The organism is Thermostichus sp. OS-CIW-30 (genome assembly GCF_054060215.1).
The window spans coordinates 43,429-70,331 of the sequence record NZ_JBSSCZ010000018.1; the positions used below are offsets into that span (position 1 = coordinate 43,429).

Consider the following 26,903-nt stretch of genomic DNA (forward strand, 5'->3'; position numbering starts at 1 on the left):
GGAAACGGAGTGGGGCTAGCTGTGAACACGGGGTTCGGGGTGAAGGGAAGACAAGATCTCGGCCTCCACCTGGAGTAGAGTATCGAGACGCTCCTGCACCTGATCGGCGGGAAACTGCTCCAACGCCAAATCCAAATAAAGCTGCCAATGGCGCTCCTCCGCAGCCGCCAGCCAGAGATAAAACTGCCGCAGCTCTGGGTCGGGCGCGTGGATCCCGAGCAAGCCCAAGCGTTCGTGGCTGCGGGCCTCGATGATGGCAGCCACCAGCAGGGCATCCAACAGATGTTCCGGCTCAGAGCGGCGCAGGTGTTGGTTTAGGCGAGCGGCATAGGGAGCAGCCGACAAGGGCTTGATGGGGATCCCCAGCCGTTGCAGGTGGCGATGCACCCGCTCAAAATGCTGCAGCTCCTCCCGCGCCAGCGGCGAGAGGGTTTCCACCAAACGCCCATTAGCCGGGTAGCGAAAGAGCAGACTGAGGGCGTTGCCCGCTGCTTTTTTCTCACAATTGGCGTGGTCTAGCAAGACCAGATCGATGTGCCGGGTAGCCTGTTCGATCCAGTCCTCAGAGGTACGAGAAGCAAGTTCTAGAGCAAGCACAGGGTCGGTAGGAAAGGGTTAAGAGAAGTTCTAGGGACGAACAATCTCCACAGTAACCCGCCCCGTCAGCTCCGGGATCGGGGGATGACACTTGGTCAATCGGATCTTAGCTTTGCTGGCCCCTGTCTCCCGCAGCACCATTTCGGCAATCGCCTCCGCCAAGCTCTCGATCAGCACAAACTGATTGCTTTTCACCAATTCCGCAATCCCGGCCACTGCAGAACGGTAGTCGAGGGTGTCGCGCAACTGGCCGCTGAGAGCAGCCGGGCGCAGATCCGCCCACAGCTCGAAATCCACTTCAAACCATTGCCCCAAAGCCCGTTCCGCCTCATCAAAACCGGTATAACCGTAGTAGCGCAGGCCGGAGACGATCAGCCGATCTCGCAACTGCTCGGGGGGTCGCCGAGGGATCCGATCGGGATCTGGATAGGGCTGCTGACTGTTGCTGCTGACACTGGTGGGGATCTGTAGCTCCATCACATCCTCCAAGCTCGACCTGGAGACCCCATCCCACAGGGCCTGACGAAACAACGAAACCTTGGCTCGACCCTAGGAGCAGGCTGCCCCTTGTCCCCATTTCCTTTTTGATTCTTTAACAAACTCCGGGATCCCCGTCCCTCAGCGGCTGAGGGCCAACGCTCTTCCCTCTACGGTCGCCGCCATCTCCCACAACAGATCTTCCGTCTCTTCCCAGCCGATGCAGCCATCGGTGATGGAAACCCCGTACTGGAGCGGCGCCCCTTCCTGCCAGGTTTGCTTGCCCGGGTAGAGGTTGCTCTCCAGCATCAGCCCCATCAGAGCCCGCTGCCCCGCCTGGTACTGCTGTAGCACTGCTCGACAGACGGATCCCTGGTTGCGGTAATTTTTGTGGGAGTTGTCATGGGAGCAGTCCACCATCACCGAGCGAGGGATCCCTTGATCCTTCATCAGCAGTGCCGCCCGCGCCACATCTTCCGGGCCGTAGTTGGTCTTGCCCCCTCCCCCCCGCAACACGATGTGCCGATCCGGGTTGCCGGTGGTTTTCACCAGAGCCGTCATGCCATCTTGGCCGATGCCCAGGAAACTGTGGGGATGGCTGGCGGAGAGAATGGCATTGAGCGCAATTTCCAGCCGCCCGTCGGTGCCGTTTTTGAAGCCCACAGGCATGGAGAGGCCGCTGGCCATTTCCCGGTGAGTTTGGCTTTCGATGGTTCTGGCGCCAATGGCCGCCCAGCTCACCAGATCCGCCGTGTATTGAGGGGTCACCGGATCCAGCATCTCGGTAGCACAGGCCAGGCCCAGCTCGTTGATCTGCAGGAGAATGGAACGGGCCAGTTGCAGGCCGGTGGCAATGTCGCAGGAGCCATCCAGGTGGGGATCGTTGATCAGGCCCTTCCAGCCCACCGTGGTGCGGGGTTTCTCAAAATACGTACGCATGACAACCACTAGGTGCTCCCGAGTTTGGTCGGCCACCCGCTTGAGGCGATGGGCATACTCCAGAGCCGCTGCAGGATCGTGGATGGAACAGGGGCCGACGATCACCACCAAGCGATGGAGATCCCGTCCGTGGATGATGTCGCGGATGGCTTGCCGAGTGGAGAGCACCACCTGGGCTGCCGTTTCCGTAAGGGGCAGCTTGGCCTTGACAGCAGCAGGGGCAATCAAGGGAGTCACCTCTTGGATATTGCAATTGTCGGTTTGAGGGGGCATGGAACTGTCCTCAGCGTGCAAGTGGGTAGATGGGGTCTCGAGCCATCAAAAAAGCCCTGGCGCTGGGCTCAGGGCTTCAGGACTGACTCGGGTAAACTGTAGGTCTTTGTTTACGCGCCACCCTTCTGCCCTGGTCGTTGCCAGGGAAAGCTAAAGTAGCCAAAAAAGGAAGCGCGCCAGACCATGCGGAGAACAAACTTAAAACCTGTACGAGATAACTATACCCGAAAAAACCCTGTTTGCCATCTCAGGGATCCGGTTTCCTGGGGAAGTCTTAAGTCGACCGAGCCGCTGGCTTGGCAATCCAGTAGCCGCAGGGGTGTTCTCCCTGCACCTGCCAGGTGATGCGCTCTACTCGGCAATCGGGCAAGGCGGCAGCAAACATCTCCAGTTCGTGGCCGCAGACGCTAGGAAACGTGTGGGCAATCTGGGCAATGGCGCAATTGTGCTCGACCAACACATACTGCTCGACGTAAGGCTCGGATCCCTCTGCTGCCAGCGGCACAGTCAGGTCGGCAGGATAGGGGTAGTACTCCGCCATGTAACCCTCTGCCTGGCGCAACTGCACCAAACGCTCCAGCCGCTCCCGTAGGGATCCAGATCCCAGCTGGGCCTGATATTCCCGGGCTTTGCGCTGCCACTGATGGTGGAGAAGGGATCCCATCTGTTCGGATCCCAGAGTTTCGGCCAGGGTGTTGAGCAGACCAAGGGCAAACTCATCGTAGCTGGCGGGAAATTGCTCTTCTCCCAAGGGGCTGAGCTGATAGAGATGCTGGGGTCGCCCTAGACCATTGGGTTGAGCGATATGTTTGATCAACCCCTCTGCCTCCAGATCCTTGAGGTGGCGGCGGATGGCCTGGGGAGAAATGCGCAGGTGCTCTGCCAGCGTTTGGGCGTTGGCCTGCCCCGCCTTGCGCAGATAGACCAAGATGGCCTGCTTACTCGAAGCGGGTTGAGCGACCTGCCCGGTGATCTTGCGCGCGCTGTCCACCCTCGCCCTCCTGGTTAGACTGGGTTAATCGGCTGCCGCTGCCAGCACAGCTCTCTGCTATTTTGACAACGGGATCATTGCTAAAGTAACCTGAGGATCAGTTAAACAACAACTCTGTTGTTTTATTTGGCCATCTGTCTTAGTCGCGTTTCTACCCTGTCACTACTCGAGAGCCATCCATGTCTACGAGCGTCCGCGCCCTGGTCAACCAGCCCTACAAGTACGGCTTTGTAACCGACATCCCCTCTGAGTCGATTGGCAAAGGCTTGAACGAAGAGGTGATTCGGCAGATCTGGGCCAAGAAAGGGGAGCCGGACTTTATGCTAGAGTTCCGGCTGCGGGCCTACCGCCAGTGGCTGAAGATGAGCGAGCCCACCTGGCCCAACGTCAGCTACCCGCCCATTGACTACCAAAACATTGTCTACTACTCGGCCCCCAAGGTGCAGCCCAAGAAAAAGAGCCTGGACGAAGTGGATCCGGTGCTGTTGGAGACCTTCGAGAAATTGGGGATCCCCTTGTCAGAGCAAAAGCGGCTGGCCAATGTGGCGGTGGATGCCATCTTCGACAGCGTTTCGGTAGCCACCACCTTCCGGGAAAAGCTGGCCAAGGAAGGCGTGATTTTCTGCTCCATGTCAGAGGCACTGCGGGAGTATCCGGAGCTGGTGCGCAAGTACTTGGGCAGTGTGGTTCCCATTGCTGATAACTACTACGCGGCGCTGAACTCGGCAGTGTTCAGTGATGGATCCTTTGTCTATGTGCCCAAAGGGGTGCGCTGTCCCATGGAGCTTTCCACCTATTTCCGCATCAACAACGGCGAATCGGGCCAGTTTGAGCGCACCCTGATCATTGCCGACGAGGGATCCTACGTCAGCTACTTGGAAGGGTGTACTGCCCCCATGTTCGACACCAACCAACTGCATGCGGCGGTGGTGGAGCTGATTGCCCTAGACAATGCCGAGATCAAGTACTCGACGGTACAGAACTGGTATGCCGGCGACGAAAACGGCAAAGGGGGCATTTACAACTTTGTAACCAAGCGCGGCCTGTGTCAGGGGGCAAACTCCAAGATCTCCTGGACGCAAGTGGAGACCGGCTCGGCCATCACCTGGAAGTACCCCAGCTGTGTGCTGGTGGGGGAAAACTCGGTGGGCGAATTTTACTCGGTTGCCCTCACCAACCACTACCAGCAGGCCGATACCGGCACCAAGATGATTCACGTGGGCCGCAACACCCGCAGCAAAATCATTTCCAAGGGCATCTCGGCGGGGCACTCCAAAAACAGCTACCGCGGCCTGGTCAAAATCGGGCCGAAAGCAGAAGGGGCCCGCAATTTTTCCCAGTGCGATTCCATGTTGATCGGGGATCAGTGCAGCGCCAACACCTTCCCCTATATCGAGGTGCAAAACAACACCGCCAAAGTGGAGCACGAAGCTTCCACCTCCAAGATTGGAGAGGAGCAATTGTTCTATTTCCAGTCGCGCGGGATCGGCATGGAAGATGCCGTGTCCATGATCATCAGCGGCTTCTGCCGAGAAGTGTTCAACCAATTGCCGATGGAGTTTGCCGTAGAAGCCGATCGATTGCTGAGCCTGAAGTTAGAGGGATCTGTCGGCTAGGGGATTGCTCCCAATGCGAAGCTGAGCAAGTGGGCGAGGCCGCTGACACGCTGTGGGAGCAGGCGCTGCCATTTTCAGGAGAAGGGTAAGGGGTTAGGTAACTCCCAAGGCAGAGGGCTGTGATCCCCTGAAGCCAGAGGCGGCCCAAGGGCTTGGCGACGTTGCAAACAGCGCATGGATGCAGGGGGGGAGAGGGGATAATCAAGGAGTTTTGAACCGTAAGGCTAGGCAGGAGAAGTTCCCCATGAGGGCATTTCTGGAGGAGTTCAAAAAGTTCATCAGCCGGGGCAATGCCTTAGATTTGGCTGTTGGCGTTGTTATTGGAGGTGCTTTTGGGAAGATTGTGACTTCTTTTGTAGCAGATCTGTTTACTCCAGTTTTAGGCTTGATGATTGGTGGAGTGAGCTTCCAGAACTTGGTCTGGAAAATCGGTGGAAGTCCTGAAGACCCAGTTACGATTAACTACGGCAGCTTTCTGCAAGCTGTGTTTGATTTTGTGATTATCGCTTTTGCTCTCTTCTTACTATTGAGAGCGATCAACACTCTACAGCGAAAGGAGGAAGAATCTCCTTCTATATCGCCCCCATCAGAAGTGGTCTTGCTGGCAGAAATTCGGGACATCCTCAATCGCCGCTCCCAATAGAGCTATAGGGGATCCTTAGGCCCAAAATCCAAACCTGGTTTAGGGATCCCCTAACCTTCCAATCCCTGCCCTTCAGTGGCAACTCTAGAGTCTAGCTATGATTTGCGAAAACAGCCCTGTCATCTTATCCGTTCGAGATCTCAGCGCCGAGATCGACGGCACCCCCATTCTCAAGGGGTTGAGCCTGGAAATTCGCGCCGGAGAAATCCACGCCATCATGGGCCCCAATGGCTCTGGAAAAAGCACTTTTTCCAAGATCTTAGCCGGCCACCCTGACTACAGGGTGACGGGGGGCGAGATCCTCTACCTGGGAAAAAATCTCTTGGAGATGGAGCCAGAAGAGAGGGCTTGGGCAGGGATCTTTTTGGCATTTCAATACCCCATTGAAATCCCAGGGGTGAGCAACTTGGATTTCCTGCGCGCCGCCTACAACGCTCGCCAGAAATATCGGGATCAGCCGGAACTGGATGCTCTGGATTTTGACGACCTGGTACGGGAAAAGTTGGATATTGTCAAAATGGATCCCGCTTTTTTGGAGCGCTCTGTGAACGAGGGCTTTTCCGGCGGTGAGAAAAAGCGCAACGAGATCCTGCAAATGGCGGTGTTGGAGCCCACGCTGGCCATTTTGGACGAGACGGATTCCGGCCTGGATATCGACGCGCTGCGCATTGTGGCCCACGGCATCAACCGACTGGCCGGCCCTGAGAATGCCATGCTCTTGATCACCCACTACCAACGCTTGCTGGACTATGTTACCCCCGACTACGTGCACGTGATGGAGGGGGGTCGTATCGTCATCAGTGGGGACAAGACCTTGGCGCTGGAGCTGGAGGAACGGGGCTACGACTGGATCAAAACTCAGTTGGGCCAAGAATCAGCAGCCGCAACATCCCGGCGGGAGGAAGAGGGATGAGCGCCACCTTGCCCAAACCTTTTGCCCCAGAGAGCCGCCTATTCCTGGAGCACATCCTCGGCCAAATCCCGGAAAGGCAGGATCCCTACACCACCCTTAGGCAGCAGGCCCGCGCCCAACTGGCCGAACTGGGGATCCCGACCCCACGGGAAGAAGATTGGAAATACAGCGATCTCTCGCCGCTGCTGGCCCACGAGTTTCGCCTGGCTGTCGCGGCGGATCCGGCTCTGGATGCGGCAACCCTAGAGCCCTGGCTTTGGCCGGAAGCCAGCTATAGCCGCGCCGTGTTCGTCAACGGCTACTTTGCCCCCCAGCTTTCTGATTTGAGCGGCCTGCCCACCGCTTTGCAGGTGATCCCTTTAGCCCAAGCCCCAGGGGAGTTGCTGCAAACCCTGGCCAAGACGGATGTGTTTACGGCCCTCAACACCGCTCATCTGGGAGATGGGATCCAGATTGGCCTACAGCCCGGCCAGGAAGTTCCGTCACCGCTGCACCTGCTGTTCATAACGGTGGCTCCTGAGGGAGAGGCCGTTTTGGCCCAGCCCCGCTGCCTGCTGTCTTTGCAAGCCCACAGCTCCCTCACGCTGATCGAAGATCATGTATCCCTGGGATCCGGGATCCCCTTTGGCAACGCGGTTACGGAGATCGCCCTGGCAGAGGGATCTCGTTTGCACCATGTGATTTTGCAAAGGCAGGGGTCTCAGGCTTTTCACATCAACCAGACCGCCGTGCGCCAAAGCTGCGACAGCCACTACCGCCTCCAGGCGATTCAGTGGGGATCCCAGTTTTCTCGCCACAACCTGGAGATCACCCAAGCCGGAGCCCAGGCCCACACCCAACTGCAGGGGCTAACGCTGCTGAAGGGATCCCAGCACAGCGACACCCACTCCCGCCTGGTGCATCAGGCCCCCCACGGCAGCAGCCGCCAATTGCACAAGTGCATTGTGGACGAGACGGCCCATGCGGTCTTCAGCGGACGGATTCTGGTGAGCCGAGAGGCCCAACTGACGGACGCCGCCCAGACCAACCGCAACCTGCTCCTAGGCCCCAAAGCGCGGGTCAACACCCAGCCGCAACTGGAGATCTTTGCCGACAACGTCAAGTGTGCCCACGGGGCCACCGTCAGCCAACTGGAGGCAGAAGAGATCTTCTATCTGCAAAGCCGGGGTATTCCCCAAGCTGAGGCCAGGCAACTCCTCACCTGCGCTTTTGCGGCAGAAGTTCTGGAAGGGATCCCGTTGGCTCAACTTCCCGCCCTGGTGGCCCGCCAGTTGGCTGGGATCCCGTGAATCCAATCAATTCCAATAACAATAATAAGTTGTTGCTCCCCCATGACCCTCAAGAGTGGCCAGGCTGGGGCGTAATGGATAGGCAGCAGTAAACTACCCGACTCCGACCGCTAAGCGGTACGGAGCGGGCTTTCAGTAGCCCTGAGCCTGCTCTGCTCTGCCAGAGAACAAAACAAGCCCGGACCTCTAGGCTGGTTTACGACAGCCCCCAAAAGCGCAATCACATTCGCACCATTCAAATCCGCATCTCCTTCCCATCCACAGTGCCTACACTTAAACTTCTTTCCACTGCGGTAGGATTGCGCAGGGTCGGGATGGATGTGCAAACACCGGTGGCAGGTCTGCGACGTGTAGGCAGGCGGTACCAGAATCAAGGCAACCCCTGCACGCAGAGCCTTGTACTCCAGAAAATGACGGAGTTGATAAAACGCCCAACCGTTGGCCCTGCGCCGTTCGGCTTTGCTGCGTGGCTGTTGATTGACCCTTTCTCGGATCCCTGTCAGGTCTTCCAGGGCGATAGCGCTGTTGGTAGCTTTTGCCCTGGAGACAATAACTTTGGAGATGCGATGATTGACCCACGTTTTTGCTACGCAACGCTGACGCGACTGAAAGCGTCTCTCCTTGCCAGACAGCCGTTGCAACAGTTCTCTGCATCTGCGCCGCGAACTGCGTGTGCCCTTACTGGCTTTGCGTTGGAGTGCCGCCCTCAGCTTGGAGTAGTGGTCGCGGACTCGGTTCAACTGCTGCCCATTCCAATTGTCCCCCTCTGACGTATGGGCGATATCCGTCCTGCCCAAGTCCACCCCGATCACCCTGTCGGTATCTTGTTGCTTGGGCGGGTTTTTCTCTACGCAAATCTGGATGTAGTAGGAGCCGTCCTTCCGCTGGACTAGGGTGGCCGATTTGGGGTTAGAACCAGCCAGCATCCCACGCTGGTAGTTACCAATGGCTAGTTCAAAGCGCTCTCGCCCCTCCACCGTGGTCAGCGACACCGTCCAGTCTTTCTCGCGAAATGAGAAGATACGTGCATCGTAGGTAACGAACCTACGCTTGAACTCTTTAACCGGACGGTTGCGCTGTCTCGCCACTTTGCGAGCGCCCGCCACCCGTCTGCACACCTGTTGAGCCAAGTTACTGGACAAGCCGAACCGAGCTCGAATCTCGTAGTAGCAAAGGGATTGCAGTTTAACCGCGTTGACGATCTTCTCCGGCGTGTTCTGGTTGACCCAGTTCAATGCCTGCACAAAGACATCCATCGTCGCGTCCAATTTGGCGGCTTGCGACTGGGACGCCTTGAGCTTACAGGAGACGGTCAGGACTTGGCTCATAAGTTCATTGTACTTCATCAAAGCGCATTCCTCCCGGCAGTGACCCTACGGGTACAGTGCGGGGCTCCTGCGATTTCTAGCTGACGCGACAGAGATTTAGGAGCTTCCTTATCAATCCTCTGCAGTTGCGTTTTGCTGCAAATCTTGGGTTAGAAACGCTCAAATTGCCTCAGAGCAAGGGTTTTAGCCATTGTCATCACTGAGGAAATAGCCAGAATAAAAGTAGCCATTGACCCAGCGATGGGCGCTACGACAACTCGGTGAACGAACGATGTTTCCCTCTCTTTTAACTCCACGTGCAGCAGGCATACTCCTATCGGGAGCTGTCTTGGGCATCCACTGCCAGGTGGCCATGGCCACCCCTTTTCGCGACACCTTTGGCCACTGGGCCCAAGCCTACATTGAGACCCTCTCCGCTCAAGGAGTGTTGAACGGCTTCCCCGATGGTACCTTCCGCCCCAATGAGCCGGTGACCCGCGCTCAGTTTGCCACCATTGTCAATACCGCTTTCCGCCTCCGCAATACCTCCGGTACTTTCATCGGCTTTCGGGATGTGCCCCCCACCCACTGGGCAGCCAGCGCCATCTCGACGGCAGCAGCCAACAACTTAGTCGCAGGCTTTCCTGATGGCACCTTCCGTCCTGAACAGCCCGTTACCCGCACCGAAGCGCTGGTGGTTTTGACCAACGCCATTGGCAACACGGGAGCGATCCCAGCCGCTCAGCCCAGTGATCTCTTCAGCCGCTATCGAGATGCGGCAGCCATCCCCAATTGGGCCCTGGCACAAATTGCGGCGGCCAACCGCGCCGGGTTGATTGTCAATTATCCAGACCCGATGCTCTTGGAACCCAACCGCCCCGCCACCCGTGCCGAGGTGGCAGCCTTCACCCACCAGGCCATGCTCAGCCGGGGATCCTTGGTGGCGCAAAACCCAGGGGGATCCCTCTCCGGTTCCCAGCCAGGCTTTGACCTGCGCCTTTCCACCCTAGCGGCGGGCACCTTGATGCAAACCACCACCCCCTTCAACGAGCGCCTCTTCATTGCCCCCAACGAAACCCGGCCCATGTCTTTGATCGTCCGCAACCCGATTCGCAACGCCCAGGGGGATATTCTGGTGCCTTTTGGCTCACGGGTGGATGGCCGCTTTGAGCCGGCCCCAGGGGGCACCCGTTTTGTGGCGGAAAGCATCATTGTCAACAACCAACTGTTCCCCTTGGCTGCCCAGTCAGACATCATCCACGATGTCAAGGATCCCCGCTACACCACCACAGGCAAAATCATTCAGGATGCGGCCATCGGTGCAGCAGCAGGCGCTATTCTCGGCTTGGTAACCGGAGACAATGCCATTGCCACAGAGGAAGTGCTGGGGGCAGGGGTGGCCGGAGCGGTAATTGGCAATGTAACGGCACCACAGGTGGTGGTGCTGGATCCCAATCAGGTGATCGAGCTGCGCCTCACTCAGGATCTGGCGCTGACCCCAGCATCCCGATAAAAGCGGTGCTGGCATAGCTATCTCCCCAGCCAATCCAAAAGGGTTGTTCCCCCCAACCACAGGCCGATCAAAATGGAAGTGGTCAGCAGTCCTCCTGCTACACAGATCAGGGATCCCAAGCTGCACAGGATCCCGTCTTCTTCCAGGAGGCCAAAAGCGGTGACGAAAACCCCCATCGCCGGCAGGGTGTTGGTGCCTGGAACGGGGATGATCATGGAAATCCCCATCAAGCCGATCCAGGTGCCCAGCCAGACTTGGCCGAGCCGTGTCGTGCAAAGCTGCTTCCAACGGGGGCGGGCAATTTTTTCAATGCGCTGCAACCATGGGATCCCAGCCTGCACCCACTTTTGAAAATGCTTCCGTTCAATAGAGGTCTGCAACACCCATTTCGGCAGCCAAGGAGTGGTTCGCCCTGCCAGCATTTGTGCGGCCAGCAACAGGATGACCACGCCAAAGGGAGTGGAATAGCCGGGAGCCGGCAGAGGCAAAGCAGAAGGGAAAGAGAGCACCGCCAAAAACAAGCCAAAACTGCGCTCGCCCGCCAGTTTTAGAATGTCTTCGATGCGGATCAACCCTTCCGGGGAGGGTTCGGGTTGCTCTGGGCTCTCGGGAAGGCGGGAAAACCGGGCTAGCTCTTGAGACAGACGGGCCATAGAGGGGGCAGGGCTGGAGCGGGCAAAGTTTGGCAACGGGTGGGCACTACCTGGAGGGCCAACGATAGCCTACTGCAAATTCAAGTTGTGTTGGATATCTTGAGCAAAGGGGTGGTTTCGGAGAGGTGACATGCTCGGTGACAGGTTCAAGAGGGCCGTAAACATCAGCAGCCTTGAGCGACAGCAGAAGGCTCCGACTCAGTTCCGCAAAGGGGGGCGTGGGCTGGGATGGCTCCTGCTGCTGGGATCCCTGTTGATGGTGGGGCGCGGTGTGGCCCTGGCAGAAGCGCAGTTGGAGGTGGGCACTTCCACTACCCTATCCCCGCAGGCAGCTCCGCCGGTGTTGCCACCCCCCCCTGTGGGAGTCCGACAAATTTCCCTGGATACCGATCCCGAACAAACTGCCGATATGCCCCTTTCCCTGATGGCTGAGCAGGTACTGGAGGCAGTGTGCGAAGCGCAAATTGATGCTCAGCGGGCCTTGGCTCTCATGCCCGACCTGAGCGAATCCCATATCCGTGCTGCCTGTCCGAAGCGACTGATCCCCAAAAGCTGAAGGGGCGGCCCCAAGTTGGCGCTGAAAAGTAGCCGGAAATACGTTCACTGCCAAGGAAAGGTGGTACTCAACCTGTGTACCTCTTTCTTCAGAGAGCCTTCCATTTATGATCAGCCTTTTTATGAGAGAGCCTGTCTGGTAGGGATCCTGGCGGGGGAACTCAACCGAACAGGCAAGCTGGGGGCGCTCTAGCGTGGACTTTGAACTACGGGCCGGGGAGATTTACGCTCTCCGGGGGGAGAATGGCGCCGGGAAAACCACCCTGATGAACATGCTGGCGGGCCTCTACCAGCCGGATGCTGGCGAGATTCGCCTGCGGGGCCGCCCAGTGCGGATCTGCTCCCCACACCAAGCCATCCAACTGGGCATCGGTATGGCGAAGCTTATGTGGTGCAAAGGCTTTACAGGTACCGGCAACATTGTTACACTGACCTAAGATTGTCTGCATCATTGTGCAAATAAATTCACAGACAGCCTATAAGTTTTGTGCGGATCTACACTTGGCATCACTGACTTGAGGGGAAGCCATGCCCAAAAAAGCCGCCAGCACAAAACCAAAAACAACTAGGGCAACCTCAAGAGAAGAGACCAAGCCCGATCCGCAAGGGGCGATTGCTGCAGAAATCCAGCGCCTTTCCGATACCTACGGCATCTCTAAGGAACTCCTGGAGAATTTTGCGCGGTTTGTGGTCAGGCAGCTACAGCCACCGCCTCGGTTGTCTGTCAAAGAGCTGCAGAAAGCGATTTACAACCACTTTGGCGTTAAAAACGCAGCCGAGCTGAGAAAGTCAGCCAGCTTCAAACTGGCAACCAGCGGCATGGGCAAGCTGAGCTTATCCAACATAGACGATTTGGAGCGCATTTATCGTCAGCACATCGGGATCCTTCCCAACGAAGAGGGGGAAGAGGGGTATGGCTGCATCAACGGGATCAACATCTTCAAGTACGACTTGCCATGGCGGGTTTTTGGACTTGACCCCGATCGAGCTACCAATGAGGACATCAAAGCTGCCTTTTATCGCCTGAGCAAGATCTACCATCCCGATTCTCCAACCGGGGATGACAAAATTTTCCAGCGATTGACTCTCTTCTACAAAAGCCTTACGGAGAAATTTGAGCAATGGCTATAGTCTATGTTTCTTCAAACAAGCTCGCCGAATTTTTGGGTATCAGCCTTGAGGAACTCAGGGAGATTGAAGCCTACTTTGACAGTATCCCTGATGATGAGTGGGAACTGGTGGAAGGTAAAGACTATCGCGTTATCAACAAAAGTTCGGGGCTGAGAGAATACACGCAGTCTGGTGCTTACGCCATTTTATCCTTTTTAAGGTCTAGGTCAGAGCAAGGTCGTAAGTACTCTACAGACACAAGCATTAGCACAAGCATTAGGAATTGGTTCAAGGAAGAGTATCGCAAGAGGCAGAAGGCTCTGGTGGATCATAGGATCCTCGAAAACAGCTCCTCTCTGGTCAGAAGACAAGATCAGTTTTGGCTATCTCTTCAAGATGTTGTGACGATCTTTGGAACTCGAACTGATTACCTTAAGAAAGCGCTTGAGATTGCATCAAAACAAAGTAAACTCATCAAAGACGTTCATTACACACGCTTTGGCAACGACGACACTGTCTACCTCTCTTTGCGAGGCATCTATGAGCTTGCCAAGATTATGGTAGAAGTCCTCAAGCAAAACCACAGAAAAGACTGGTGTCGAGATGTTGGCGAACGCATTGAACCCCAGATTCAGGCAATCGTCAAGACAATCCAGGATAGACAAAGGCAGATAGAAAGAGCAAAAGAGCTTGCAAGAAGAAGGGATAAAAATCTCTGTAGAGTTACTCGAAAAACAGCCAGTAGCCTAACGGTTCACCATCTCTACTCTGAAGCGCACTATCCAAAGATTGCAGCAAATCTTTCCAACCTGATTACTATAGCCAGCGAAGTGCATAGCCACTTTCATCAGTGGATGGGAGGTTTCAACGAGCCATGTACAATTGATGACTTCATCAAGTATGTTTTGGAATACTATCCTGAGAACAAAAACCTGATCATCTGGTTGGGACAACAGAAGGCCAGTCTTGGGCCGCAGTTGCCCATTGGCAAGGGGAGAGAGCATGTGCTCTACATTCCTCTCCAGCGTGTAACTTGAAATAACCCATTGGTTATCGGTTGTTTTCAGGTCATTCCAACCACCTTAGTCAGGTTTGTCCGTCCTTGAGGATCCTTGATCTCTTTTTGGGGATCCCTCTTTCTGCGAGCAATCCGCGTCTGTCTCACTGGAAACGACAGAGGCCATAGTACAGCCAGGGATCCCTAAACCAAGCCCTGATTTAAGATCTCGCGGGAACGGGCGATGGCTGCTCTCAAGTTGGCCCGCTGGGTGTAGCGCATCGTCATGGCGGCAGTTGTGTGGCCCAGCAAGTGCTGAATGTGTTCGGGGGCAACGCCGCGATCCAGCAACAAGGTGGCAAAACTGTGGCGAAACTGGTGGGGGGTTTGATGTCCCGGCTCAGGCTCGGTTAGCTTGAGCACAATATGCCGCAGGCCATCGTAGGTGAGGGGGCGCCCCCGGTAGGCCAAGCAGCGAGATTGGGAAACAAACAAGGGATCCGTCGGCGCGCACGGGCCCCGTTCTCGGCTCAGATACTGCTGCAACAGCTCGGAGAGGGGATCCCCTACTGCCACAGCGCGGGGTTTGCTCCCCTTGCCACAGCGCACTTCCAACAGGGATCCCTCAGGGCTGATTTGAAAATCTTGAACGGTTAAGTCCAACAGCTCCTGGGCCCGCAGCCCGCACTCCAGCATCAGGCGAATCAAAGCCGCGTAGCGCAGAGAATGGTTTTGGGCCCGCTGCAACACCCGCTGCAACAACAACCGATCTAGATCGCGAGGCAAACGAGCGGGTAGGCGGGCAGGTCGAATGGCTTGAGTGGGCAGGGGATCCTGAAGGTAGCCCCGTTGGCTGGCCCATTCAAAAAATTGCTGCAAGGCCAACCGCTTCAGGTTGTAGGTGGCCGGAGAGGCGGGCGGGTGGATCCGCTGGCCGGAGCGGTTGCGAAACGGACGGCCCTTCAAGCTGTTCAAAAAGGACTGGACGTGGGCAGGCTGCACCTGGGGCAGCGGCACGGGGCAAGTTTTGGCAAACTGCTCCAGAGCGATGCGATAGGTGCGGCGGCTAGCCGGGGCCAGATCCCGCTGCCGCTCCTGCAAAAATTGCGCCGCCAGATGGCTGAGGCTGGGAACAGGGCCAGTCGGCTGACTCTGGGGATGGGTCTCCTGAGCCCAGCCCGATCGAGGCTCCCTCATCCTGCCACCTCCATCCCTCTGCTAGCCCTTAACTTTATCCTCAACTTGTGGCCAGCTGCTGTCCAGAGAGGGATCCCGACCTGAGAGTCGATGGCTACTGGCCGGGCAGCAGGTGTTGGGTGATGAAATCCGTGTACACCTCGCCCCGCAAAAAAGCCTCGTGGCGCAGGATCTGCTGGTGGAAAGGGATCGTGGTGGGCACCCCGGTGATGGCACATTCCCCCAAAGCCCGCTGCATGCGGCGGATGGCTGCCGCCCGGTTAGGCCCCCAGACGATCAGCTTGCCCAACAGCGAATCGTAGTAGGGGGGAATGGTGTAGTCGGTGTAGATGTGGGAATCCATGCGCACCCCCGGCCCCCCAGGGGGCAAATAGGCGCTGATCGTGCCAGCGCAAGGCCGAAACTGCTGCTTGGGATCCTCGGCGTTGATGCGGCATTCGATAGCATGGCCCCGCAACTCCACATCCTTCTGGCGAAAGGTGAGGGGTTGACCTTGGGCAATGCGAATCTGCTCGGCAATCAGATCCAGCCCTGTCACCATCTCGGTAACCGGGTGCTCCACCTGGATGCGGGTGTTCATCTCGATGAAGTAGAACTGGCCATTTTTGTCCAGCAAAAACTCCACCGTGCCCGCTCCCACGTAATTCACCACCTTGGCCGCTTTCACCGCCGCTGCTCCCATGCGGGCGCGCAAGCTTGCAGTCAAAGCCGGGCTGGGGGCCTCTTCCAACAGCTTTTGATGCCGCCGTTGAATGGAGCAATCCCGCTCGTACAGATGCACCACATTGCCCTGGCTATCCGCCAAGATCTGAAACTCCACATGACGGGGGCGCTCGATGAACTTCTCCAAGTAAACCCCGCCGTTGCCAAAGGCTGCTTGGGCTTCCCCCTGAGCGGTGCGCAGCATCTTCAGCAGCTCCTGGGCATCCCGCGCCACCCGCATACCCCGCCCCCCGCCACCGGCGGTGGCTTTGATGATCACGGGGTAGCCGATTTTCTCCGCCAGCTTCACTGCCTCCTCCTCAGAGGTGATCAACCCGCGGCTGCCCGGCACCGTCGGCACCCCCACCGCTTGCATGGTCTCGCGGGCCGTGGCCTTGTCGCCCATCTTGCGCATCGCCTCTGGCGAGGGGCCGATGAAGATCAAGTTGTGGTCGGCACACATCTCGGCAAATTTGGCATTCTCCGCCAAGAACCCATAGCCCGGATGAATGGCAGTGGCCCCGCGGGTGAGGGCTGCCGAGATGATGTTGGGAATGTTGAGGTAGCTTTTGGCCACCGGGGCATCTCCTACGCAAACAGCCTCGTCCGCCAGTTGGACGTGCAGGGAGTTCTGATCCGCAGTGGAGTAAACGGCCACCGTTCGGATCCCCATTTCCTGACAGGTGCGGATGATGCGCAGGGCAATCTCACCCCGGTTGGCGATCAGGATCTTGGTGATGGGCGGCATGAGGGAGGTTCAGAGCAGAGAGATAACTTGACCGCTAAAGCCAGCAGTCTGTGAACGCAAGGTTAAGTTTAGGTGCTCATCCTACTATGCCAACCAGAGGGAAGAATAGAGAAGGCTGGTGGGGATCCCGCATCCGGCCAATCCAGCCGACAACCTAGCTGGGGCTGAGGCTACAGGGATCCGGCTGCAGCAGAATCCCGGTGGGGGCAAACTGCGTCACCCAAAACTCCACATCTTGAAACTGGCGACGCAGGGTGTCGCGCGCTTGGGCGGCCAGCTCCAGGCTGGGCATGATTCCGAAGACCGTTGGCCCCGACCCCGACATCAGGGATCCCAGTGCCCCCGCCGAGAGAAGAGCTTGGCGCAGTTCCCCTACAATCGCGTACTCCGGCAAAACCACCTGTTCCAAGTCATTGCGCAAACTCCTGGCTAACGCCGGCGGATCCTGACGGCTGAGAGCCGCCAACGCCTGCGGCAAGGTGGGCAGCGCGGGTTCAGATGGGGCAGTCGCTCCCAAGATCTCCCGGCGAGAACGAAAGGCTTGATAGGCCCAGGCAGTCGAAACCCCCAGGTGCTTGGGCTTGGCCAGCAGCACAGGGATCCCTTCCCAATCGGCCAGTGGCTCCAAAACTTCCCCGCGCCCAGTGGCCAGTTGCGTTCCCCCCTGGATACAGAAGGGAATGTCGGATCCCAAGCGGGCTGCCAAACTCTGCAACTCTCCCACCGTCAGGCCCAGCCCCCACAGTTGGTTTAACCCCACCAAAACCGCCGCCGCATCAGCCGAGCCCCCCGCCAAACCTGCTGCCACCGGAATGTGCTTTTCGATGTGAATCTCCACGCCAGCGGCAGAGTGACACTCTTTTTGCAGCAGCTCAGCGGCTTGATAGGCAAGGTTGCGGGCATCTGCAGGCACTTCTGGGCGATCGCAGGTGAGGTGGATCCCGTGAGGACGGCTCTTCAACTGCAGTCGATCCGCCAAATGAATGCTCTGCAACACCATCGCCACCTCTGAATACCCGTCAGGACGGGATCCGAGGATTTCCAGGTAGAGGTTGATCTTGGCGCGGGCAATCAGGGTACAGGCTTGCATGGGGCAAAAATCTGGGTCAGCAACAACTTTTCAACTCCCCTCAGCCTGTACAGACTTATCCGGGGAGATCTCCCAGCCTGATTCTAGCGGCAGTGGATCCCCTCTCTAGCTGCCAGAGCGAGGCCATGGCCCCAGCCACTCTCCACCGCGAAAGCGCCAGCGGGGAAACAAAATGCGCATCACCACCCAAGCGCTGAGGTAAAGGCAAACCCAGACCACACTGTAGTGGAGAATAAAATCTCCCAAATCAAACCGTTGGGTTGGGATATAAGGAAGACCCACCACCTTCAAGACTGTACCCAAAAAAAGCCCTTCCCAAATGCCGGCCAAAAGCTGAAGGATCCCAGGCCAATCGTGATCCCACATCCACCCCATCAGATAGTTATAAACGACATCCCAAACACAGCCAAACAGACCTACGTAGAACAGCACCCAAAAATAGGTGAGGCTGCCGCCATGTCCAGTGATCCCAAAATAAAAGGGTAAACTTGCCAAAACACCAACGGTGGCCAATAAGAAAATGCGAGTTTACCAGCGGCCAATCAGGGTCGGAGTCATCTTTTCCTCCAGCAGTTTTGCCTATCGAGATCATCAGGATCTATTTCGCTCCCGGTCTGTTTGAGAGAATCTTCTGGCCTTCACCCCCATCCGTTCTCCCTTTGGTAGAGAAGAGTTAGGGCTCAGCGCAACGCCACTTTCATGAGGCTAGCGCGATGGGGAATGGCCATGGTGTGCCGCCAATGTTTTACGTGTGGGACAGCGTTGATAACCAAAAACATCTCACAAAATCCAGAAGCGTTGCCCAATGTCGGCAAGCTAGGGGCTGATGTTTAGGGCCCACTTGCACCATTGCCACAGGGATCGGATCCCTTCTAAGCCTTTGACCCCCGGTGCCCGCAGTCGAGCCAGGTGTTCCACCGAGCGATGGGCACAGTACTGTAAACCCAAAAACGTATCCACCGGCGCATAGGGCCCGCCCAAGGTGATGATCCCAGCGGCGTACATTCGCCCATCCCGGTTGCGCATCTCCACCAGCTCAAAGTCGTTGGAGACATGCAAGCGCCCATGAGGATTGAGGGGCAGGTTGTAGTGGGTAATCAGGTCGTTGAGGAGAGGATTGGTCATGGGATCCGAAACCAAACCCGTACAGTCGATAACGAAATCGGCCTCCACCTTTAATTGCGTGTTGTTGTGGGTACCTCGAATGTAGGTTACCGGCTTACCCTTGTCGCCGGGAACCACCGACTCCACCTTGCCGAACACAATCGAGTACCAGCCCTCTCGCAACCCTTGCCGCACGATCCGCCGCCATTTCCGCCGACTTGCTGTCGTGGTGCCGCCCCAAGCTTCCAGCAGTTCGCGCCGTTCCAGGGGGGTCGCCGCTTCCAATTTGGCACGCAGAACTCCTCCCCAAGTGCCCTTGGGCCAGTTGAAGGGCTGAAACTCCCAATGGTTATCCACTGCCCGTTTGGCTCGTCCGAAGCGATTACCGCTTTTGGGCGCACGGCTCAGATGCACCACCGAGATGCGGGGGTTGACTTTGCGGGCTTCGTAAAGGCGTTCCATCACCTGAGAGGCGACGATCCCAAATCCCCGAATTAGGACGGTGCCACCTTGTTTCTCCAACTGCTCATAAACGTGATCATGAGGCTCATAGCCGTGTACCACCGATCTCAAATCTCCTGTTTTTTCGCGAAACTCCTGCAGGTCGTTGAGCAACTTGATGGCCGGATATCCAGTTGCCAAATGGAGATACTTGGCCACCATAAAACGGTGATCCGTATGGCCGGGCCGCGTTGCCGAATAGGCCACCACATATCGCCCATCCTCCGTTTTGCGAATGGCGCGAATATGGCCGTAACACAACATTTGCTCCCAACCAATTCGGGCTGCCTCCCGATCCATTGAGGCAAATACATCCCCCGCCCGCGGCGTATAGGTATCTGCCAACAAGGGCTCACTAAATACCTGCCACAAAAAGCCGAATGCTTCCAACAATCGGCCGGAGAAAAAGGAACGCCAAGCATCCCGCAGAGCATAGCCAGGCCAGCCCCAAATGTTGTCTGGACAAGAATCGGAGCCAGAGCGAATTCGCTTCCAGCGGGGGATCTGGCAGTTGGTCAAAAGCCGTTCATACCGTTCGTAGGGTTTGCGGGCAATGCTGATGACGCGGATGTGTTCCGGTCTGACCCCGTAGATGCGCAGGGTATCCACCCAGACAAAGCTGCCGATACCGCCGCCCAAGGCCAAATAGAGGGTCTCTTCCACAGGTAGTCCGGTGGCTTTGAGGGCGCTCAGGGCAATTTGCTCAGCTCGAAACAAATCCGGCGGCGGAAAATCCGAGCCAGGCCGCACCTCGGGAAGCTGCTCTGGGGCAAAAACCACCGTGGAAGCCGGGGGAACCTCAAATGCGGTGTCGGGTTGGGTGGCCGGGCGAATCAGTTCGGTGCGCGGCTCCAGCAAAAGAGTAGGGGTGGCGGTCAGAAGGGTGGCATTGGGATCCCTGGGGGACACCAAACCCACGGTGATGCTGTAGGGGCCAAGCTCCACCACTTCTCCCCCCTGGAGCACCCGGCGTGCCTGACGGATTTTTTCCCCATTGATGCGGCTGCCGTTGGCACTGCGATCTTCATAGATGACCTGGCCATCCTCACCGAGATAGACGAGGGCGTGATAACGGGAGATCTCCTGGCTGGCAAACACAGCCCGCGCCACTTCTCGACCTTGCCATTCCTGTGGCAATTGGGCCAGCTCCCTGCCCAAGGCAAGAGGCAATGGAAAAATCAGCTCCTGCTGTTCTTCGGTGATGGGATCTTCCCAGCTCAGTTGAATTTGCATAGCTTCTGCTCACCTTTACAAAGATCATGTACAAAGATCATGAAGAGGCCATTGAGAAAACACAGAACAGCGCGACCTCACAGGTCACTTTTGGTTTGCCCGGGATCCCTTTTTTCTATCCCCCACGGACTTGGATCAGCCACTGGGATCTGTAAGAAGAATTAAGAAGAATAGAAAGGGTTGGTCCTCTAGAGAGGAGGTTGTGGGGCTTTGCCAGCTTCTGGAGGAGGGATCACCAAGGTAGCGCTCAAAACCAAATGCCCACAGTAGGGACAATTCTGGCCCTGATATTCCGGGGGTAGGTAGTGAGGGTTTTCCAGGCGGCTGCACTTAACCTTGAGGGCGTCCAAAGTGCCGCGGCTGAGGGGAACCCCCTGATTCTTCCTGGCAACTTCTATGGACTTCACCCTCAGCACAACGCGCCCCAATTGAATTTGGCTATTGGCCTCAAGCGCAAGCTCTTCCTGAATTATTTTTCGGCCATTCACCCAGACGGGGTTGGGCTGCTTAGGAGGCAAACGATCCCGAGTTAAGTTGCGAATGTGAAAGTTTAAGGTTTTGGGATCAAAATAAAGCCCGGCGTGAACTCCTGAGACCGAGCGAGTTGGGTCATTGAGCACCACATCACAGCTGGGATCCCGTCCAATGGTAACCAGCTTGGAGGGAACAGGCGAAACCGTTTGCGATCGGCGCCGGTCGGCCTCGGTCCATTCTAAAGTGAGTTGACACACGATCCCATTCTCCACAGTTCAGCGCCTCCATTCCCTAGATCGGCTTCAGCATATCGAAAGGTCAGCTTGGGGAAAGCAGAAGATGTCTTTTTCGTCAAAATTGTTATCTTTTTGGATAACTATAACCTACTCCCCTGACCAAAGGCTTGCGCTGATCCGGATCACCTGAGTTGGGATCTCCGAGTTACATTCCTGCTGGAGACCGTGCCCAAACGCTCCGCGCCGCTTCCGCGACCACCCTCAGCTCCTCTTCCAGAGGGAGAGGAGAACCAGACGGAAAGGTTTCATTCATGATGTTTAGACCATGATGTTTAGAGTGACTACATACTCGACTTTATCCCCACCCGATTTGAAGCAACAAAACTCGATCTCCTCAGGAACGGCGAGGCCGTTCAAGTTTGACCGAGGTGGCCTGATCCCTTGGCCGGAAGCCTCAGAAATCCACCTGAGAGATAGGGCCTAGAGTGAGTTTTGAGTTTCTGGGGATCCTGCAAGACTAGTATCCTCTGTGTCTTTATCCAAACCGTTTTCAAAGCACTCCGGTAAATGTGAAACTGCCGCTGCCCAGCCGCTCCTGCCGATCGAACACACTGATGGTGAGCTGATGGGATCCCGTTTGAGTGAGGGTAAAGCGATTCTGGGTCAGGGTCAGCCCTGTAACGGTGCAGGTGGTCGCCCCAACGAAGCAGCCGGGCAACTGAGCGGCATCAAAAGCTCCCAGAGTTACGAAATTGCCGAGTGGGGTGGTGACGGAAGCCAAAAAGGCGTTGGAACCCCGGATCCCGGCAGGGGCTTCTACCCGGAAAGACACCACAAAGGTTGGAGTTTGCCCCACCGAGACGGTGCGCGGAGAGAGATCAGTAATGGTGAGGGATGGAGCAGGTATGGGAGGCGGCAGGGGCAGAAGATCGCTGCTGCCGGTCGTGCCCCCACACCCCACCAGAACACTGCTCAGCAGCACCAGCAATGGGATCCGTTCATGCCTTCGCTGCATGGTTTTCCTCCACTCCAAAAGGTCTTCTTTTTTTGAGCTTATTGTCTAGAGTTTGTCTCCACCAAGCCAGCGGGCGGAAAGGAGAGAACCTGGCGAGAAGCAGCCTGGAATCCTTCGTCTATTCCCCTTGCAAAAGGTTTTGGCAAGCTGTGGCAATGGCCCAGTCCTCTTGGGCTGAGATCACCAGAACCCGCACCGGAGCATCCGAAGTGCTGATATCGCAGTTGCGGGGGGATCCGGCATTCAAAACCGGGTCGATCTGGATCCCCAAAAAACCCAGATCTGCACAGGCTGCTGCCCGCACCGGCGCCGAGTTTTCCCCAATCCCCCCAGAGAACACCAGCGCATCCAGCCGATCTAAGCTCATGAGCATCGCCCCAATCTGGCTGCGCAGACGGTGAACAAACAGCTCAAAAGCCAGCTCCGCCCGGGCATGGCCTGCCTCCATTGCCTCCAACACAACCCGCATATCGCTGCTCAGGCCGGAAACGCCCTTCAACCCCGATTCTCGGTTCAAGATCCGATCCAGTTCATCCACGCTCATGCCCTGGCGCAACTGATGGATCAAAATGCCCGGATCCACCGACCCCGACCGGGATCCCATCATCAAGCCCTCCAGGGGGGTGTAGCCCATGGTGGTGTCCACACTTCTGCCCCCGCGAATGGCCGCCAACGAGCAGCCGTTGCCCAGGTGACAAGTGATCAGCCGCAACTCCTCCAGGGGTCGGTTCAAGATCTCGGCAGCGCGACGGGCGCAATGCTCGTGGTTGATGCCATGAAACCCGTAGCGGCGGATCCCTTGTTCAGCCCAAGCGTAGGGAAGGGGGTAAAGGGCTGCGGCCAGAGGCATTTGCTGGTGGAAGGCGGTGTCGAAAACGGCCACCTGAGGGATCCCCGGCAACAGTTGCCTTAGCAGACGGATGCCAGCCAGCGCAGCAGGGTTGTGGGCTGGGGCCAAGGGGATCAATTGCTCAATCGCCCTCTCCACCTCTGGCGTAATTAAGGTGGGCTGCCGGTACAGGGATCCCCCATGCACCACCCGATGGCCGACGCCGCCGATCTCAGCCGCCTGCGGGAGCAGGGATCCCTCCCCTTGCCAGAGGCTTTGAAACAGCGGGGCCAGTTGGCCGATCCCTCCCTCAGGTGAAGCGGAGGGAAAAGGTTCCCACCCACCGCCTCGCCGACGAGTCTGGATGAGGGCCTCCCCCGGCTTGTAGGTGAAATCCACCTGGGCTTGCCAGATGGGCGTGGCCTCCACCCTTCCCTCAACCGTCAGAAATAGGGAGGATTTGAGGCTGCTGGAACCGGCATTGACGACCAGAATATTCACAGCGTGTCTTCGTTGGCCTTCGCACTGCTGGGCTTAAGGCCTATAGCCCGCTTGCTTGAACAGAGCGGTTGACTACCCTGCCGCTAAGGATGACCATAGCATTAAAGCCCTCCTGCAGCTTCCTGAGGCCAAGGCGAACTGCGTAGCGGTAGGACGGAGCTTTAGACCCAATTTTTTGGGTAATCTGTTCCCCTACTTCTGTTGCCCTCCATCCCACTGGACTAACGCTGCTTATGCCCAGAGTCATCGTCACAGATCCCATCGATCAGGCGGGGATCGACATTCTCTCCCAAGTCGCTCAGGTGGATGTGCAAACCCAGCTCACCCCAGAGCAGTTGATCGCGGTCATCCCCAACTACGATGCCATCATGGTGCGCTCCGGTACACGGGTTACCCGAGAGGTAATCGAGGCGGGGACGAACTTAAAAATCATCGGGCGGGCGGGCGTTGGTGTCGATAACATCGATGTGCCTGCCGCAACCAAAGCCGGGATCCTGGTGGTCAACTCCCCAGAGGGCAACACCATTGCCGCTGCCGAGCACGCCATTGCCTTGATGATGGCCCTCTCCCGCCACATACCCGATGCCAATGCCTCTCTGAAGTCGGGCCTGTGGAATCGGCAAGAGTTTGTCGGCGTAGAAGTCTACAAAAAAACGCTGGGGATTGTCGGATTGGGTCGGATTGGATCCCATGTGGCCCAGATTGCCAAGGCGATGGGGATGAAGCTGCTGGCCTATGACCCCTATCTATCCGTGGAGCGGGCCGAGCAACTGGGGGTACGCCTGGTGGACTTCACAACTTTGGTCCAGGAATCCGACTACATCACCTTGCACATTCCCAAAACCCCTGAAACCACCAACCTGTTCAACGCCGAAACCTTTCGCATGATGAAGCCGACCGCTCGCCTGATCAACTGCGCCCGCGGCGGTTTGGTGGATGAACAAGCCCTGTACGAAGCCCTGAAATCCGGCCAAATTGCCGGAGCGGCTTTGGATGTATTTGCCAATGAGCCCCTGAAGGACTCCCCGCTGTTTTCCCTGGGCAAAGAAGTCCTGCTCACTCCCCACTTGGGGGCCTCCACCGAAGAAGCCCAAGTGAATGTGGCCATTGATGTGGCCGAGCAGATCCGCGATGTGTTGCTGGGGCTGCCGGCCCGCTCTGCCGTGAACATCCCCGGCCTACAGGCAGAGGTGCTGCAAAACCTCAGACCCTACCTGGACTTGGCCGAAACCCTAGGCAACTTGGTTGGCCAATTGGCGGGGGATCGCGTCAACCAGTTGGAGATCCGCCTGCAGGGAGATCTGGCGGAAAAAGATGGGCAGCCGATCGTCATTGCCGCTCTCAAAGGGCTTTTGACGCTGGCGCTGCGGGAGCGGGTCAACTACGTCAACGCCTCCATCGAGGCCAAAGAACGGGGCATTCGGGTGGTGGAAACTCGAGATCCCTCTTTGAAAGATTATTCCGGATCCCTGACGTTGATTGCCCACGGCCCCAATGGGATCCGCTCGGTTTCGGGGGCGTTGATTGGGGAGCGAGAGGTGCGGATTACCCAGATCGACGAGTTCCCGGTGAATGTGCCCCCTTCCGCCAACATGCTGATGACCCTGCACCGGGATATGCCGGGAATCATCGGACGGATTGGCACCTTGCTGGGAGCCTACAATGTCAACATCGCCAGCATGCAGGTGGGGCGCAAGATCATCCGCGGCGATGCAGTCATGGTGCTCAGCTTGGACGATCCCCTGCCGGATGGGATCCTGGAAGAGGTGCTCAAGCAGCCGGGCATCCGTGACGCTTTTGTAGTGAACCTCTAGAATTGTTGATCCCTAGAAAAAATCCCAAATCTCACCTACCCTGGCAAGACGGAGTCTTTGCTTGAACCAGAGCAACTTGTCCCTAACCCTGTCCCAGATCCCAGACTGGGATTGGCCGGCCTTTCTGGAGTCCCTGGGCCATTTTGGTGTGGATCTCAGTCTGGAACGCATGCAAGTCTTGCTGCAGCGTCTAGGACAGCCCCAAGCTGGGATCCCGGCCATCCACGTAGCCGGCACCAACGGCAAAGGATCTGTCTGTGCCTGGGTCAGCCACGTGTTGTGGGCGGCAGGCTATCGTGTGGGCCGCTACACCTCTCCCCATTTGGTGGACTGGCGGGAACGGATTTGGCTGAACGGGGAATACATTTCCGCCAACGACTGGAGCCAAGCGCTGGCCCAGGTGCGAGACTGCCTACAAACCTATGCCCCTGACGAGGCTTCTCCCACCCAGTTTGAGGTTATCACCGCTGCCGCTTGGCTGTACTTCCGCCGGCAAAAGGTGGATGTGGCAGTGATAGAAGTGGGCCTGGGGGGGCGGCTGGATGCTACCAATGCTGGGATCGAGCCGGTGGTGACGGCCATCACCTCCATCGGCTGGGATCATTGGCAGCGCTTGGGCAACAGCCTTCCCCAAATTGCCTCTGAAAAGGCGGGCATTCTCAAGCCAGGGATCCCGGCAGTGTGCGCACCCCAAACCCCAGAGGTCACAGCAGTTATCCGAGCCAAGGCAGAGCAATTGCGAAGCCCCCTGAGGGTGGTCGACCCTCTACAATGGTCAGAGCCTCAAACCGTCCACTGGCGAGGGCAGCTCCTCACCTTGCCCCTCAGCGGCGATGTACAACTCACCAATGCAGCAGTAGCCCTTGCCGTTGTGGAAACCCTACAGCAACAGGGCTGGCGGATCGCGGATGCCGCTGTCGAAAAAGGATTTGCCATCACCCGTTGGCCGGGGCGCTTACAGCGGGTGCAGATTGGATCCCGTCAGTTGCTGATGGACGGAGCCCACAACTTGCCCGCTGCCCAGGCTCTCCGTCGCTATCTGGATGAGCATCAACCCGGCCCCCTCACCTGGTATGTGGGCATCCTCACCACCAAAGATGTCCAGGGCATTCTCAGCACCCTGCTGCGGCCGGGAGATTGCTTTTTTGCCCTGCCAATTGCCGGCCACTCTGGGACGGATCCCGAGCAACTTGCTCAGCTAGCCCAGACTCTGCAGCCTCATCTCGCCTCGGCACGGGAACTGCCCAATCTCTCCGCTCTTCGGGCTCAGTTGCTCAAGCCGAAAAACCTCACTGAGCTACCAGCTGTAATCTGCGGATCCCTGTACCTATTGGGCCAGGTGATGCAGGAATGTTTGGGATGGGATCTAGCCTGTTGAACTGACAGGTGAAACCTTATGCAAAACCTGAGCTCCTCTCTTATAAAGAGAGAGGAGCTATGAACAAAAACTAGCTCTCAACCACTATCACTTGATCAAGATACTCCCCTACCGATTGGGTTAGGGTGGTGGGCCTGGCACCGAGCTAGGTTGCCAGCAGGTCGCCCTGCCAGTAGGTTCGCCGCTGATGCGTTTCACGTCCGAGTTC

25 protein-coding genes are annotated in these 26,903 nt (G+C 57.3%); 11 read left to right on the plus strand and 14 right to left on the minus strand.

Annotated features, from left to right (window positions below; all coding sequences use genetic code 11):
• Positions 1–15: 15 nt before the first annotated feature.
• The 4 genes from miaE to sufR form a co-directional block, all read right to left on the minus strand.
• Positions 16–597 (minus strand): tRNA isopentenyl-2-thiomethyl-A-37 hydroxylase MiaE, encoded by a 582-nt coding sequence (miaE, locus tag ACVWZF_RS09025; RefSeq protein ID WP_457411296.1) that lies wholly within the window; start codon positions 595–597, stop codon positions 16–18.
• A 30-nt stretch (positions 598–627) separates the two neighbouring features.
• Positions 628–1,074, minus strand: coding sequence for a dihydroneopterin aldolase (folB, locus tag ACVWZF_RS09030; RefSeq protein ID WP_414388443.1), 447 nt, complete (start codon positions 1,072–1,074; stop codon positions 628–630).
• A 141-nt stretch (positions 1,075–1,215) separates the two neighbouring features.
• Positions 1,216–2,286, minus strand: coding sequence for a 3-deoxy-7-phosphoheptulonate synthase (locus ACVWZF_RS09035; protein ID WP_457395774.1), 1,071 nt, complete (start codon positions 2,284–2,286; stop codon positions 1,216–1,218).
• 274 nt (positions 2,287–2,560) lie between these two features.
• Complete coding sequence (gene sufR, locus ACVWZF_RS09040) at positions 2,561–3,277, minus strand: iron-sulfur cluster biosynthesis transcriptional regulator SufR (protein WP_457395772.1); 717 nt, start codon at positions 3,275–3,277, stop codon at positions 2,561–2,563.
• Positions 3,278–3,456: 179 nt separating this feature from the next.
• Here sufR and sufB point away from each other — a divergent pair, with 179 nt between their 5' ends.
• From sufB to sufD, 4 genes are all read left to right on the plus strand, one after another.
• Entirely contained in the window at positions 3,457–4,893 is a 1,437-nt protein-coding gene (gene sufB / locus ACVWZF_RS09045) for a Fe-S cluster assembly protein SufB (RefSeq protein ID WP_414357846.1), read from the plus strand.
• Between the two features lie 244 nt (positions 4,894–5,137).
• Entirely contained in the window at positions 5,138–5,536 is a 399-nt protein-coding gene (gene mscL, locus ACVWZF_RS09050; RefSeq protein WP_414522537.1) for a large-conductance mechanosensitive channel protein MscL, read from the plus strand.
• 97 nt (positions 5,537–5,633) lie between these two features.
• A complete protein-coding gene (gene sufC / locus ACVWZF_RS09055) occupies positions 5,634–6,449 on the plus strand; it encodes a Fe-S cluster assembly ATPase SufC (protein ID WP_457395769.1) in 816 nt (271 codons plus the stop codon).
• Complete coding sequence (gene sufD / locus ACVWZF_RS09060) at positions 6,446–7,738, plus strand: Fe-S cluster assembly protein SufD (RefSeq protein WP_457395767.1); 1,293 nt, start codon at positions 6,446–6,448, stop codon at positions 7,736–7,738. Before sufC ends, sufD begins: the two co-directional genes overlap by 4 nt.
• 110 nt (positions 7,739–7,848) lie before the next feature.
• Here sufD and ACVWZF_RS09065 read toward each other — a convergent pair whose 3' ends face one another.
• Positions 7,849–9,066: an RNA-guided endonuclease InsQ/TnpB family protein gene (locus ACVWZF_RS09065; RefSeq protein ID WP_457411300.1), complete on the minus strand. Its 1,218-nt coding sequence runs from the start codon at positions 9,064–9,066 to the stop codon at positions 7,849–7,851.
• 352 nt (positions 9,067–9,418) lie between these two features.
• On the opposite strand from ACVWZF_RS09065, the gene ACVWZF_RS09070 reads away from it, so the two are divergent.
• Positions 9,419–10,558 carry an S-layer homology domain-containing protein gene (locus ACVWZF_RS09070; protein ID WP_457396349.1) on the plus strand — a complete coding sequence of 380 codons (1,140 nt, stop codon included), beginning with the start codon at positions 9,419–9,421 and terminating at the stop codon, positions 10,556–10,558.
• A 17-nt stretch (positions 10,559–10,575) separates the two neighbouring features.
• On the opposite strand, the gene ACVWZF_RS09075 is transcribed toward ACVWZF_RS09070, so the two are convergent.
• On the minus strand, positions 10,576–11,211 hold the full coding sequence (locus ACVWZF_RS09075) for an exopolysaccharide biosynthesis protein (protein ID WP_011433016.1): 636 nt from the start codon (positions 11,209–11,211) through the stop codon (positions 10,576–10,578).
• A gap of 130 nt (positions 11,212–11,341) precedes the next feature.
• Here ACVWZF_RS09075 and ACVWZF_RS09080 point away from each other — a divergent pair, with 130 nt between their 5' ends.
• The 4 genes from ACVWZF_RS09080 to ACVWZF_RS09095 all read left to right on the plus strand — a co-directional run bounded on the left by ACVWZF_RS09080 (position 11,342) and on the right by ACVWZF_RS09095 (position 13,913).
• A complete protein-coding gene (locus ACVWZF_RS09080) occupies positions 11,342–11,767 on the plus strand; it encodes a hypothetical protein (protein WP_011433014.1) in 426 nt (141 codons plus the stop codon).
• Between the two features lie 193 nt (positions 11,768–11,960).
• Positions 11,961–12,203 (plus strand): ATP-binding cassette domain-containing protein, encoded by a 243-nt coding sequence (locus tag ACVWZF_RS09085; protein WP_011433012.1) that lies wholly within the window; start codon positions 11,961–11,963, stop codon positions 12,201–12,203.
• A 91-nt stretch (positions 12,204–12,294) separates the two neighbouring features.
• Positions 12,295–12,897 carry a J domain-containing protein gene (locus tag ACVWZF_RS09090; RefSeq protein WP_083757641.1) on the plus strand — a complete coding sequence of 201 codons (603 nt, stop codon included), beginning with the start codon at positions 12,295–12,297 and terminating at the stop codon, positions 12,895–12,897.
• Positions 12,888–13,913: a hypothetical protein gene (locus ACVWZF_RS09095; RefSeq protein WP_011433009.1), complete on the plus strand. Its 1,026-nt coding sequence runs from the start codon at positions 12,888–12,890 to the stop codon at positions 13,911–13,913. Before ACVWZF_RS09090 ends, ACVWZF_RS09095 begins: the two co-directional genes overlap by 10 nt.
• Before the next feature lie 164 nt (positions 13,914–14,077).
• Here the strand turns inward: ACVWZF_RS09095 and ACVWZF_RS09100 are convergent, their stop codons facing one another.
• The 8 genes from ACVWZF_RS09100 to ACVWZF_RS09135 all read right to left on the minus strand — a co-directional run bounded on the left by ACVWZF_RS09100 (position 14,078) and on the right by ACVWZF_RS09135 (position 23,503).
• A complete protein-coding gene (locus tag ACVWZF_RS09100) occupies positions 14,078–15,070 on the minus strand; it encodes a tyrosine-type recombinase/integrase (RefSeq protein ID WP_011433008.1) in 993 nt (330 codons plus the stop codon).
• Between the two features lie 94 nt (positions 15,071–15,164).
• Complete coding sequence (gene accC, locus ACVWZF_RS09105; RefSeq protein WP_011433007.1) at positions 15,165–16,520, minus strand: acetyl-CoA carboxylase biotin carboxylase subunit; 1,356 nt, start codon at positions 16,518–16,520, stop codon at positions 15,165–15,167.
• Between the two features lie 154 nt (positions 16,521–16,674).
• Positions 16,675–17,610: a 4-(cytidine 5'-diphospho)-2-C-methyl-D-erythritol kinase gene (gene ispE / locus ACVWZF_RS09110; protein ID WP_457411298.1), complete on the minus strand. Its 936-nt coding sequence runs from the start codon at positions 17,608–17,610 to the stop codon at positions 16,675–16,677.
• 105 nt (positions 17,611–17,715) lie between these two features.
• Positions 17,716–18,132 (minus strand): hypothetical protein, encoded by a 417-nt coding sequence (locus ACVWZF_RS09115; protein WP_457411302.1) that lies wholly within the window; start codon positions 18,130–18,132, stop codon positions 17,716–17,718.
• Positions 18,133–18,426: 294 nt separating this feature from the next.
• A complete protein-coding gene (locus tag ACVWZF_RS09120) occupies positions 18,427–20,448 on the minus strand; it encodes an FHA domain-containing protein (RefSeq protein ID WP_414382798.1) in 2,022 nt (673 codons plus the stop codon).
• 188 nt (positions 20,449–20,636) lie between these two features.
• The gene (locus ACVWZF_RS09125; protein WP_011433004.1) at positions 20,637–21,179 is read right to left on the minus strand and encodes an FHA domain-containing protein; all 543 of its coding nucleotides are present in this window, start codon (positions 21,177–21,179) and stop codon (positions 20,637–20,639) included.
• Between the two features lie 529 nt (positions 21,180–21,708).
• Entirely contained in the window at positions 21,709–22,173 is a 465-nt protein-coding gene (locus tag ACVWZF_RS09130; RefSeq protein WP_011433003.1) for a hypothetical protein, read from the minus strand.
• Between the two features lie 118 nt (positions 22,174–22,291).
• Complete coding sequence (locus tag ACVWZF_RS09135) at positions 22,292–23,503, minus strand: acetate kinase (protein ID WP_011433002.1); 1,212 nt, start codon at positions 23,501–23,503, stop codon at positions 22,292–22,294.
• Between the two features lie 233 nt (positions 23,504–23,736).
• Here ACVWZF_RS09135 and serA point away from each other — a divergent pair, with 233 nt between their 5' ends.
• On the plus strand, positions 23,737–25,317 hold the full coding sequence (serA, locus tag ACVWZF_RS09140; protein ID WP_011433001.1) for a phosphoglycerate dehydrogenase: 1,581 nt from the start codon (positions 23,737–23,739) through the stop codon (positions 25,315–25,317).
• Between the two features lie 76 nt (positions 25,318–25,393).
• Positions 25,394–26,695, plus strand: coding sequence for a bifunctional folylpolyglutamate synthase/dihydrofolate synthase (locus ACVWZF_RS09145; RefSeq protein ID WP_011433000.1), 1,302 nt, complete (start codon positions 25,394–25,396; stop codon positions 26,693–26,695).
• Positions 26,696–26,903 lie beyond the last annotated feature (208 nt).

Bases quoted from the DNA above. Each gene is read 5' to 3' on its own strand.
- sufC (WP_457395769.1), top strand. From the start codon at position 5,634: ATGATTTGCGAAAACAGCCCTGTCATCTTATCCGTTCGAGATCTCAGC.
- ACVWZF_RS09090 (WP_083757641.1), top strand. From the start codon at position 12,295: ATGCCCAAAAAAGCCGCCAGCACAAAACCAAAAACAACTAGGGCAACC.
- sufD (WP_457395767.1), top strand. From the start codon at position 6,446: ATGAGCGCCACCTTGCCCAAACCTTTTGCCCCAGAGAGCCGCCTATTC.
- mscL (WP_414522537.1), top strand. From the start codon at position 5,138: ATGAGGGCATTTCTGGAGGAGTTCAAAAAGTTCATCAGCCGGGGCAAT.
- sufB (WP_414357846.1), top strand. From the start codon at position 3,457: ATGTCTACGAGCGTCCGCGCCCTGGTCAACCAGCCCTACAAGTACGGC.
- ACVWZF_RS09120 (WP_414382798.1), bottom strand. From the start codon at position 20,448: ATGCAAATTCAACTGAGCTGGGAAGATCCCATCACCGAAGAACAGCAG.
- ACVWZF_RS09095 (WP_011433009.1), top strand. From the start codon at position 12,888: ATGGCTATAGTCTATGTTTCTTCAAACAAGCTCGCCGAATTTTTGGGT.
- ACVWZF_RS09100 (WP_011433008.1), bottom strand. From the start codon at position 15,070: ATGAGGGAGCCTCGATCGGGCTGGGCTCAGGAGACCCATCCCCAGAGT.
- ACVWZF_RS09065 (WP_457411300.1), bottom strand. From the start codon at position 9,066: ATGAGCCAAGTCCTGACCGTCTCCTGTAAGCTCAAGGCGTCCCAGTCG.
- ACVWZF_RS09080 (WP_011433014.1), top strand. From the start codon at position 11,342: ATGCTCGGTGACAGGTTCAAGAGGGCCGTAAACATCAGCAGCCTTGAG.
- ACVWZF_RS09035 (WP_457395774.1), bottom strand. From the start codon at position 2,286: ATGCCCCCTCAAACCGACAATTGCAATATCCAAGAGGTGACTCCCTTG.
- ispE (WP_457411298.1), bottom strand. From the start codon at position 17,610: ATGCAAGCCTGTACCCTGATTGCCCGCGCCAAGATCAACCTCTACCTG.
- serA (WP_011433001.1), top strand. From the start codon at position 23,737: ATGCCCAGAGTCATCGTCACAGATCCCATCGATCAGGCGGGGATCGAC.
- ACVWZF_RS09130 (WP_011433003.1), bottom strand. From the start codon at position 22,173: ATGCAGCGAAGGCATGAACGGATCCCATTGCTGGTGCTGCTGAGCAGT.
- ACVWZF_RS09075 (WP_011433016.1), bottom strand. From the start codon at position 11,211: ATGGCCCGTCTGTCTCAAGAGCTAGCCCGGTTTTCCCGCCTTCCCGAG.
- folB (WP_414388443.1), bottom strand. From the start codon at position 1,074: ATGGAGCTACAGATCCCCACCAGTGTCAGCAGCAACAGTCAGCAGCCC.
- accC (WP_011433007.1), bottom strand. From the start codon at position 16,520: ATGCCGCCCATCACCAAGATCCTGATCGCCAACCGGGGTGAGATTGCC.
- ACVWZF_RS09070 (WP_457396349.1), top strand. From the start codon at position 9,419: ATGGCCACCCCTTTTCGCGACACCTTTGGCCACTGGGCCCAAGCCTAC.